This window comes from Paenibacillus sp. FSL H8-0034 (assembly GCF_038000305.1).
Lineage (GTDB): Bacteria > Bacillota > Bacilli > Paenibacillales > NBRC-103111 > Paenibacillus_S.
Genome location: NZ_JBBOBS010000001.1, coordinates 45,765 through 52,500, shown reverse-complemented (window position 1 = coordinate 52,500; position 6,736 = coordinate 45,765). Strand labels below are relative to the sequence as shown.

The following is a 6,736-nucleotide window of genomic DNA, read 5'->3' as shown; positions in this document are numbered from 1 at the left end:
CGGACTGATGGATGTCCGTCCAAGCAGCGAGGCTGGTGTGTAGGCAAATCCGCACATCGATAAGGCTGAGCTGTGATGGGGAGCGAAAATTGCAGTAGCGAAGGTCATGAGTTCAAGCTGCCAAGAAAAGCCTCTAGCCAGGGAGAAGGTGCCCGTACCGCAAACCGACACAGGTGGGCGAGCAGAGTATGCTAAGGCGCGCGGAAGAACTCTCGTTAAGGAACTCGGCAAAATGACCCCGTAACTTCGGGAGAAGGGGTGCCTCGGTAGGGTGAATAGCCCGAGGGGGCCGCAGTGAAAAGGCCCAAGCGACTGTTTAGCAAAAACACAGGTCTGTGCGAAGCCGTAAGGCGAAGTATACGGGCTGACGCCTGCCCGGTGCTGGAAGGTTAAGGGGAGTGGTTAACCGCAAGGTGAAGCTATGAACCGAAGCCCCAGTAAACGGCGGCCGTAACTATAACGGTCCTAAGGTAGCGAAATTCCTTGTCAGGTAAATTCTGACCCGCACGAATGGCGTAACGACTTGGGCGCTGTCTCAACGAGAGATCCGGTGAAATTTTACTACCTGTGAAGATGCAGGTTACCCGCGACAAGACGGAAAGACCCCATGGAGCTTTACTGCAGCTTGATATTGAACTTGGGTACGATCTGTACAGGATAGGTGGGAGCCAAAGAAGCATGAGCGCCAGCTTGTGTGGAGGCGACGTTGGGATACCACCCTGATCGTATCCGAGTTCTAACCTCGCACCGTAATCCGGTGCAGGGACCGTGTCAGGTGGGCAGTTTGACTGGGGCGGTCGCCTCCTAAAATGTAACGGAGGCGCCCTAAGGTTCCCTCAGAATGGTTGGAAATCATTCGCAGAGTGTAAAGGCACAAGGGAGCTTGACTGCGAGACAAACAGGTCGAGCAGGGACGAAAGTCGGGCTTAGTGATCCGGTGGTACCGAATGGAAGGGCCATCGCTCAACGGATAAAAGCTACCCTGGGGATAACAGGCTTATCTCCCCCAAGAGTCCACATCGACGGGGAGGTTTGGCACCTCGATGTCGGCTCATCGCATCCTGGGGCTGAAGTAGGTCCCAAGGGTTGGGCTGTTCGCCCATTAAAGCGGTACGCGAGCTGGGTTCAGAACGTCGTGAGACAGTTCGGTCCCTATCTGTCGTGGGCGCAGGAAATTTGAGAGGAGCTGTCCTTAGTACGAGAGGACCGGGATGGACGTACCGCTGGTGTACCAGTTGTTCCGCCAGGAGCACGGCTGGATAGCTACGTACGGAAGGGATAAGCGCTGAAAGCATCTAAGCGCGAAGCCCCCCTCAAGATGAGATTTCCCAATTAGTAAGACCCCTTATAGACGATGAGGTAGATAGGTTCGGGGTGGAAGTGCCGCAAGGTATGGAGCTGACGAATACTAATCGGTCGAGGGCTTATCCAAGAAAGAGTCTTGCAAGCGAAAGCGAGTGAGACGCGCTGCTCAAGCGTAAAGTGTAAGTTTCGGATCTAGTTTTCAGGGAGCAATGCATCCATTGTTTCTAATGATCATGGAGAGATACCCAAGTGGCTATAAGGGGACCCTCTGCTAAGGGGTTAGACTGCGTAAGTGGTGCGAGGGTTCGAATCCCTCTCTCTCCGTAGTGATTTTCCATGTGGCGGTGTAGCTCAGCTGGCTAGAGCGTACGGTTCATACCCGTGAGGTCGGGGGTTCGATTCCCTTCGCCGCTACCATTTATTTTATTATTGATTTTACATAATGAAATATGTTATGATTCGTTTTGATTTGATTAACTTATGGAGGCTTAGCTCAGCTGGGAGAGCATCTGCCTTACAAGCAGAGGGTCGGCGGTTCGATCCCGTCAGCCTCCACCATTTATTGTTAAGAAGAATAATATTGTTGATTACTTCACATACTTGTTGAAGGACATCATTCAAACTTGCCGTTGTAGCTCAATTGGTAGAGCAACTGACTTGTAATCAGTAGGTTGGGGGTTCAAGTCCTCTCGACGGCACCATGTACTTTTTCAAATGCGGAGCCGTGGTGTAGTGGCCCAACATGCCTGCCTGTCACGCAGGAGATCGCGGGTTCGAATCCCGTCGGCTCCGCCATTTTATTACCATTGCTTACAAAATGGACGAGTTTCCTTTTAATATGAATGGTATAGAAATTTGAAATTATTGTAGTATGGCTCGGTAGCTCAGTCGGTAGAGCAGAGGACTGAAAATCCTCGTGTCGGCGGTTCGATTCCGTCCCGAGCCACCATTGGATTTTACTGCATCCAAGCAGCATCATCCATTATGGAGGATTAGTGAAGTGGCTAAACACGGCAGACTGTAAATCTGCTCTCTCTGAGTTCGGTGGTTCGAATCCATCATCCTCCACCATGATTTGAGACATTAGCTCAGTTGGTAGAGCACCTGACTTTTAATCAGGGTGTCGTAGGTTCGAATCCTACATGTCTCATCCATACAGAAAGTAAAGAGACCTGCGAAGGTCTCTTTTTTTGCGTATTTTTGAAATGGCAAACTTGATTGGATATTGGGAATTTCATTTTAACTCGATTTACGGATTCAACTTAGATTCAACGGATTTCATTTTTTGCTGCATGGAGCTCGGTTGATCGCGACGATCGTCAATCTTAATGGAAGTGGAAACACGCTCTGCTCCATTTTGAAAGGGCAGTTCATGCAAGCGGCGTATGACCTTGAATAAATCATCGAGATCACCCTCAATAATTGTGCTCATTGGCGTCATTTGATAGCTGATGGGCTCTTTCATCTGGGCGAGTACGAGCTGCATATTGGCGACGTAAGCGCTCAGGCTGGTGGATGAGGTACCGACCGGGATAATGGTGATTTCGACTATGGCCATAGGAAGCAGCTCCTTGCTTTTTAAATGAAGTGATTGTTCTTGTGCTGGGACCCATTTTGTTATAAAGCATTAAATTAAACTGTAGCATACTTTTTGAGAAATTGTAAAATGAGCGGCCTTTATTCTATCCAGATCTCTTCAGTTTAGCCATCAGTATTTGGAAAATTATATGAATTGTAGTTGTTGATGCAAGCAAACTTTCCTGATTGTGGACCGGGGCCCAGCCTTTTCAGAGTTGAGGTACATTTTGCTCAATGAATCTCACATATTTTCCATGGTAATGTGTTGATACGGGAATAGAAATCGCCCAAATATGGATAACATATGTGAAATTGGAGGGAATTCATGATGACGAAAGGCAGTATGCTTCGAGCTGCAAGTATCACCGTAGTTATGGCAGTGACGTTAAGTGGGGTTATGACAGGATCAGCTTATGCCGCTTATGATGATATGGATGCGGTGTCATTGAGTAAAAAGCTGGTTGGTAAAGATTATGCCGCAGGTCAGGAAACGATAGCTAAAGGCTTTGATGCATCGGGACTGAACTATTACGTATATAAAATGCTTGATTATAAGATGCCGAGGACTTTGAACGACCAATTTAATATGAATAAACCGTTGATTAAATCGTTATCGAGTGTGATTGAAGGGGATGTTTTATTTTTCGGGAAAGATAATACACCAAGCTCATCGGGGATATATATTGGTAACGATAAGCTCGTAATGGCATCAAAATCCAAGGACGAAGTGGTCACTTACTCTGTTAATACGTTTCGCAGCGAATTTATTGGAGCACGCCGAATTCTGTCAGCCAACGATCAGGTACGAGCCAAGCTGGTGCTTGAAGCCCAAAAGTATCTGGGAACTCCTTACGTTTTTGGTTCCAAATATGGACAAACCCAGACATTTGATTGCTCCTCTTTTATGAAATGGATTTTTGCCAAGTACGATATCTCACTGCCGCGCGTTTCTCGGGATCAGGCATTGGAAGGCAAATTCATCAGCAAAAGTAATTTGGATACGGGTGACCTTGTGTTTTTTACAACAAAGGATTCCAATGGCAAGATTGGTCATGTTGGCATGTATATCGGTGATGGCATGATGGTACATACTTATGGAGAAGGCGGGGTTAAATACAGTACGATTGACAGCGGCTGGTGGAAGGATCATTATGTAACAGCCCGTAGGGTGATTGATTAAAATAGGCTGTGAATCGGAGAAATCACCTTGTGCAAGCTGCGCAGGGTGATTTTGTTTGTTGAATACTTGGTTGTTTATTGCTATTTTGCTATGATAAAGATAGGATCACAAGCTCTGCTCAGTAGCAAGGGTTGGGATATTAGGACAAGGCTACTTGCCAGAACAACATCATTATTTATCTAACTTTGTTAAACTAAAATAGGTTGGGGGCTCAAGTATGGACTGGGAGCCATTAAGGCAGCAGCTGGAGCAGATTTTCAAAGGGTCTGTACGTTTATCCAAATGGACTTGGGAGTATTGGCTGAATCGGGTTGAGTCCGAAAATAAAGACAAGGGAACTCCAACGAAAAGCATTGTTGTAGAGGATCAACTGGTCTTTTTTGTTCACAAGGACGCTCAGGATGCACTTGTTTTATCGGTATCGGCAGAAGGTGTGACATTGGCAGAACGGCAGCTCGTAGAGCTTATGCTCGAAACACGGCGCTTACAGGAGAAGAAAAACACCTCATCGACCAGTGAGGAAGAGCGTAAGGCAGCCATGGTAAAAGACTGGTTCAAACAGCAGCAGGAGCTTGGGCTTGTTCATGCAGAAATGCCTGACACCCTGGTATCGCAGCTTTCCTTGTATTCCACCAAAATTCCTTTATTGCTCTATGGTGATTATTCACAATCACAGCGAGTCAGTTATCAGGAGCTGAAAAAGCTGCTGGAGTCGTTTTTTGATACGGAGATGATTTTGATTCCGTTGATGGATAAGGAATGGCTCATTCTTGGCTCCGAGAAAATGCTATCGATCGATGCGGCTGATGAGCGTGATAATGGAGATGAAGAGAGTCTGGAGGATACGCTTGCGGCGATCGGATTTGGCTTGCACGCGATGCTTGAGAATGAATGGATCGGAGAATGTCATCTGGCTATTCACTATCCTATTTTGCCGGCTAAGTCACTGTATGCAAGTGTTCTGCAGCTGCGTGAGACCATTATGCTCGGTCGTACCTACCATGTAGGAAGCAATATGCATTTGCCATGGTCCTTGCAGTTGGAAAAGCTCATTCATCAGATACCCGAGGCAGACAAGACAAGCTTCCTGGAACGTGTATTGAAGCGGCTTGACGTTGCCCTGGATTCGGAAACGATGACGACACTGGAGCATTTTTTCCGAATTGATTGCAATGTGAGCGAAACTGCCAAGAAGCTATATATTCACAGAAATACGCTTTTGTATCGACTGGACAAGTTCAAACAAGAGACAGGTTTGGATGTTCGAACATTTAATGATGCGGTATTGGTCAAGATTGCACTGCTATTGTACAAAGTAACGAAAAGAAAGTGATTTTTTTGTGAGGATTGTGCATAGTCACAAGCGGATTGGTAGGGTAAGATAAGGATATAAATTGATCATAAATATGTAGGGGGAATTGAACCATGGCAGGTGTACGCTTAAACCATATCGTAAAAAAATACGCGGGTGCAGAAGAAGCAACAGTTAAAGATTTCCACCTTGAAGTCAAAGATAAAGAGTTTGTCGTTCTTGTAGGCGCTTCCGGTTGCGGTAAGTCCACAACTCTTCGTATGATTGCAGGTTTGGAAGAAATCACTGAGGGTGAACTTTACATCGGCGACCGTTTGGTTAACGACGTGGCACCTAAGGACCGCGATATCGCGATGGTTTTCCAATCCTATGCCTTGTATCCACATATGAGTGTTTATCAAAATATGGCGTTCGGACTTAAACTTCGTAAATTCAAAAAAGCTGATATCGACGCTCGCGTTCGTGATGCAGCCAAAATTCTAGATATTACACATTTGCTTGATCGTAAACCAAAAGCTCTTTCCGGGGGTCAACGTCAACGTGTTGCCTTGGGTCGTGCGATTGTACGTGAGCCACAAGTTTTCTTAATGGATGAGCCGCTTTCCAACTTGGATGCCAAGCTTCGCGTACAGATGCGTGCTGAGATCAGTAAATTGTCCAAACGTTTGGAAGTTACAACTATCTATGTAACGCATGACCAAACCGAAGCTATGACAATGGGCGATCGTATTGTTGTTATGGAAAAAGGAATTATTCAACAAGCTGATACACCAGAAGAAATCTACAACTTCCCGAAAAATATGTTCGTTGCAAGCTTTATCGGATCGCCTTCAATGAACTTCATTACTGGAAACTTTACAGATGCTAACAATAGCGTATATTTCAAAGCTGATGGCGTAAACGTTGAAGTACCAGAAGGTAAAGCGAAATTCTTACGTGAAAAAGGTTACCTGGGTAAAGAAGTAGTTATGGGTATCCGTCCTGAGGATCTTCACGAAGAGCCAGTATTCCTGGAAGCTTCCCCTAACTCCGTTGTTAATGCGCACATCGAAGTTGCTGAGAACCTCGGTCACGAAATGTTCCTTTACTTGACTGGTATTGGCAAAAACAGCGTTGTTGCTCGTGTTGACGGCCGTGCAGGCTTCAAAGAAAATACAAACGTAAAATTAGCTGTAGACATGAATAAGGTTCATTTCTTCGATAAAGAATCGACATTATCCATTTTCACTTCATAATTTGCGTATAACGAGGAAGGCCAGTCTTAGCGACTGGTCTTTTTTTATTCCTATGAGTAGAAGATACCGGGGAACAAGGTCAATTCCATTTTAAAAATAATTATTTTAATATTGTTAATGCACCAA

4 protein-coding genes, 8 tRNA genes and 1 rRNA gene (1 of these 13 running past the window's edge) are annotated in these 6,736 nt (G+C 45.7%); 12 read left to right on the top strand and 1 reads right to left on the bottom strand.

Going from position 1 to position 6,736, the window contains the following annotated elements; all coding sequences use genetic code 11:
• From NST47_RS00255 to NST47_RS00215, 9 genes are all read left to right on the top strand, one after another.
• Positions 1 to 1,432, top strand: a 23S ribosomal RNA gene (locus tag NST47_RS00255) (it extends 1,491 nt beyond the left edge of the window).
• Positions 1,433 to 1,540: 108 nt separating this feature from the next.
• Positions 1,541 to 1,629 (top strand) — tRNA-Ser (locus NST47_RS00250).
• Between the two features lie 16 nt (positions 1,630 to 1,645).
• Positions 1,646 to 1,722 (top strand) — tRNA-Met (locus NST47_RS00245).
• Between the two features lie 65 nt (positions 1,723 to 1,787).
• Positions 1,788 to 1,863 (top strand) — tRNA-Val (locus tag NST47_RS00240).
• Between the two features lie 67 nt (positions 1,864 to 1,930).
• A tRNA-Thr gene (locus NST47_RS00235) sits at positions 1,931 to 2,006 on the top strand.
• A 17-nt stretch (positions 2,007 to 2,023) separates the two neighbouring features.
• Positions 2,024 to 2,100 (top strand) — tRNA-Asp (locus NST47_RS00230).
• 78 nt (positions 2,101 to 2,178) lie between these two features.
• Positions 2,179 to 2,254, top strand: a tRNA-Phe gene (locus NST47_RS00225).
• Between the two features lie 37 nt (positions 2,255 to 2,291).
• Positions 2,292 to 2,376, top strand: a tRNA-Tyr gene (locus tag NST47_RS00220).
• Positions 2,377 to 2,382: 6 nt separating this feature from the next.
• A tRNA-Lys gene (locus NST47_RS00215) sits at positions 2,383 to 2,455 on the top strand.
• Positions 2,456 to 2,554: 99 nt separating this feature from the next.
• On the opposite strand, the gene NST47_RS00210 is transcribed toward NST47_RS00215, so the two are convergent.
• A complete protein-coding gene (locus tag NST47_RS00210; RefSeq protein WP_341153453.1) occupies positions 2,555 to 2,863 on the bottom strand; it encodes an MTH1187 family thiamine-binding protein in 309 nt (102 codons plus the stop codon).
• A 348-nt stretch (positions 2,864 to 3,211) separates the two neighbouring features.
• On the opposite strand from NST47_RS00210, the gene NST47_RS00205 reads away from it, so the two are divergent.
• From NST47_RS00205 to NST47_RS00195, 3 genes are all read left to right on the top strand, one after another.
• A complete protein-coding gene (locus NST47_RS00205; RefSeq protein WP_341153452.1) occupies positions 3,212 to 4,063 on the top strand; it encodes a C40 family peptidase in 852 nt (283 codons plus the stop codon).
• Between the two features lie 217 nt (positions 4,064 to 4,280).
• Positions 4,281 to 5,396, top strand: a complete 1,116-nt coding sequence (locus NST47_RS00200) for a PucR family transcriptional regulator (protein WP_341153451.1) — start codon at positions 4,281 to 4,283, stop codon at positions 5,394 to 5,396.
• A gap of 92 nt (positions 5,397 to 5,488) precedes the next feature.
• Entirely contained in the window at positions 5,489 to 6,610 is a 1,122-nt protein-coding gene (locus NST47_RS00195; RefSeq protein WP_076230615.1) for an ABC transporter ATP-binding protein, read from the top strand.
• The last annotated feature ends 126 nt before the right edge of the window (positions 6,611 to 6,736 follow it).

What these genes read in the sequence shown, in the direction of transcription:
- NST47_RS00210 (WP_341153453.1), bottom strand. Translation starts at nt 2,863, where the DNA reads ATGGCCATAGTCGAAATCACCATTATCCCGGTCGGTACCTCATCCACC.
- NST47_RS00195 (WP_076230615.1), top strand. Translation starts at nt 5,489, where the DNA reads ATGGCAGGTGTACGCTTAAACCATATCGTAAAAAAATACGCGGGTGCA.
- NST47_RS00200 (WP_341153451.1), top strand. Translation starts at nt 4,281, where the DNA reads ATGGACTGGGAGCCATTAAGGCAGCAGCTGGAGCAGATTTTCAAAGGG.
- NST47_RS00205 (WP_341153452.1), top strand. Translation starts at nt 3,212, where the DNA reads ATGACGAAAGGCAGTATGCTTCGAGCTGCAAGTATCACCGTAGTTATG.